The following is a 2,867-nucleotide window of genomic DNA, read 5'->3' as shown; positions in this document are numbered from 1 at the left end:
AAGGCCGGGATAAGTATTAGTGTCGTCCTGGTATTTAGGGGCAAGCCAGCAATGACGGCAGCGAAGATTGCACCCTCTGGTCAGGTAAAAGTAAATCTGATTCAGAGAAAATTTTCGTTCTTCTTTTATGGCTGTCATTTTTATTCACGGGTTTAGAGTTCAGAGTTCAGCAGCGTGGGGCCTCTGTGCCCCACAGAGAGGGCACGCTACACACAATATTATTATCAGGAAGTTTTCCGCCCTCTTTTAAAAAATCCCTCAGGCACGCGTCAGGACTTGGGTGATTTACCTGACCTGTAATCGTATAGGCCAGCGCGGGACAGTTGCCGGTGCAATAAGATATATAATCGCAATCCTTACAGAAGTCAAAATTACTGAGTGGAATATTATGTCGCTCCCTTAGCCGTTTCAGTTCGGGATGATGCTGCCAGATCTCTTTGAGATCGTCTTTGCCGACACGCCCCAGTTCTATATGGCCCAATTGAGCGCATGGGACTATTACGCCGTCTGCGCGGACCGCAAGACTGCTCGTATGGCAGCCGCATCCGGTAAGATATCCTCCCCCGGGAAGGCTCTCTTTACCTTCACTGCGGGCCTGTTCCATCATCATCCAGTTTATCGCTTCAGCCAGAGGGCCTGCCGTAGCGCCAATTCGCCCGTTGTACTTCCTGTTCAGAGTCAAGAGACTTTCCATGGCAAGGGTTCGTTCGGGAACGGTAAGTTGAACCTCCCCGGCATTTTCCCGGCAGAGTCCCATAAAAGAAACCGCGTTGGTTGTGAATTCAGGAAAATCGAAGTCTTCCAGTAAAAACCGGGTTATTTCCTCAAGCTTATGGACGTTCTCTTTATGAATGGTAACTCTTACAGATACCGGAACACTATGTTTCCTTAAAATTTCAATTCCTTTTACAGCCTTGGAGAAACTGCCCTTGCCCCTGAAAACATCGTGTGTCGGGGCATCAGAACCATCAATGGAGACCTGAACACCATCACAGCGGTGAGTTGAAGCTAAGAAAACCGCCATCTCATCCGTAATAAGCGTTCCGTTGCTCAATATATTGAAGCGCATCCGGTTTTTAACAATTCCTTTAATGAGCTCGGGTAAATCTTCGCGGCAAAAGGGCTCCCCACCCTGAAGACAGACCGTCATAATCCCGCATTGATTCAGTTCCTGAAAAAAGTTCAGCCACTCTTCTGCAGGCAGATCCCGGCTGACATCCCCCTCGCTGCTGAAATGAGAGCAGTATTTGCACCGCAGATTGCAACCATTTGTAATATCTAAATCCAAAGACCTCGGGGTGTTCATTGTCCTCATAAGATTATTATCCCCCGGCAACTTCAGAGCCGGCCAGCCCCCGTTCTGTCAAATCCTGAATGAATTCTTTAAGATCGTTTTCCGCTTCTTCGGGCACATTCTCACATTCTCCATGCAGCTTTTTCAGTATGTCATTTAATGTGTGAGAGCCGTCAAGCAGTTTCCATATAAAGATGCCCGTTGGATTAAGCCCCATGCCTTTACCGGTATCAGGGTCAAAGAGTATTGCCCAGTCATCAAACTCCTCACGAAGCACAATTAATGGATTGGCTACCGGCCTGGCTTTTTCTGTTGTTGTCATATATTTCCTTTCTGGTTCCTTCATTCCAGTATAACTACTCACGTAGTCAGGTTGAAGCTGTTTAGGCTGAAGGTACTCGAAAAACACGATTGCCGCACTTTGGCGGAGAAACACCTACCCGCCATCGCGAGCTCAGGCAAGGCGGGCGGGGCAGATCTTTGCATCAAACATGGCTTCAAAGTGTGCCGTATTCCCGCTTTTCCTAACCCCGATAAACGGGATAAGTGCGTTAACGAAATTATTTTCCGCCAGAAAAACGCAGAAAATAATTTCTAACTTACTAATAGTCTTCAGCCTTCAGCCTATCTACCTGCTAACCCGAATCCCGCACGGCCTCGCTGACAATCCCGGAATCTATAGCCTCCGTCTTTGCGCTAAATCCAATCAAAAGGCTCATGTCACAAACATTGTTAATCTTTCTCGGAATTCCCTGTGAATAATTATACACATCATCCATAGCCTGACTGGTAAATATGTTTTTTGTCAAACCGGCCTTTTCCAGCCGAAAGGCAATATATTTAACCACCTCTTCAGAATTAAGGGGATTTAGATGATACCTGATGCCAATCCTCTGATTAAGTTGTTCAATCCCCTTTACAATGTCCCTTAGCTCCGGCTGTCCGATAAGAATCAGCGTCAACAGGAACCTGTCGTTTAACTGAAAGTTTAAAAGCAGGCGGACTTCCTCAAAGGTCTCTTTGGAAATTAACTGCGCCTCATCTATTATCAGCAGGGTTGTCTTATCCTGCCTCATATTCTCCAGCATTCTTCCATTCAAAATATCCAGAAAATCCGCTTTTGAATTTGTATCGTTATTCAGGCCGAGCTGATAGAGTATCTCTTTTAAAAAATCCATAGGCTCAAGCGCCGGATTGATTATCAATCCGATATCATATTCATCATCCGGAAGCTGCTGAATAAAGACCTTGCTCAAAACGGTCTTTCCGCAACCCACCTCCCCGGTGAGAAGCGCCGCACCTTTTCTTCTTTTTGCCGCATAGACAAGCCGAACCAAAGCCTCTTCGTGCTCCTGCGAGTAGTACATAAATTCAGGATCCGGAACATTTTCAAAGGGATATTTTTCTAAGCCCCAGTATTCTAAATACATTTCAGCACTCCCTCAACGGCCAGGTATATCTCGGCAAAGCAGAGCCTGTAGTGATAACTCGACAGCTTGTACGGATCCTTGATATCATCCATGTCACCGCCGTTCATCTGGCTGCAGCCACTGGAAAATGGTTTTAAGAGAAA

General features: G+C 46.3%; 3 protein-coding genes. All 3 read right to left on the bottom strand.

The genetic code is table 11. The features are described 5' to 3' along the window. Window positions 1–166: 166 nt before the first annotated feature. The gene (gene scmE, locus Q7J27_09645) at window positions 167–1,315 is read right to left on the bottom strand and encodes a SynChlorMet cassette radical SAM/SPASM protein ScmE (GenBank protein MDO9529410.1); all 1,149 of its coding nucleotides are present in this window, start codon (window positions 1,313–1,315) and stop codon (window positions 167–169) included. Between the two features lie 7 nt (window positions 1,316–1,322). Further along, window positions 1,323–1,616 (bottom strand): SynChlorMet cassette protein ScmD, encoded by a 294-nt coding sequence (gene scmD, locus Q7J27_09640; GenBank protein ID MDO9529409.1) that lies wholly within the window; start codon window positions 1,614–1,616, stop codon window positions 1,323–1,325. A 313-nt stretch (window positions 1,617–1,929) separates the two neighbouring features. Next, the gene (locus tag Q7J27_09635; protein ID MDO9529408.1) at window positions 1,930–2,724 is read right to left on the bottom strand and encodes an AAA family ATPase; all 795 of its coding nucleotides are present in this window, start codon (window positions 2,722–2,724) and stop codon (window positions 1,930–1,932) included. Window positions 2,725–2,867: the final 143 nt, after the last annotated feature.

The organism is Syntrophales bacterium, from assembly GCA_030655775.1.
GTDB lineage: Bacteria > Desulfobacterota > Syntrophia > Syntrophales > JADFWA01 > JAUSPI01.
The sequence above is the reverse complement of the archived record's forward strand: the minus strand, read 5'-3'. Positions and strand labels throughout refer to the sequence as shown.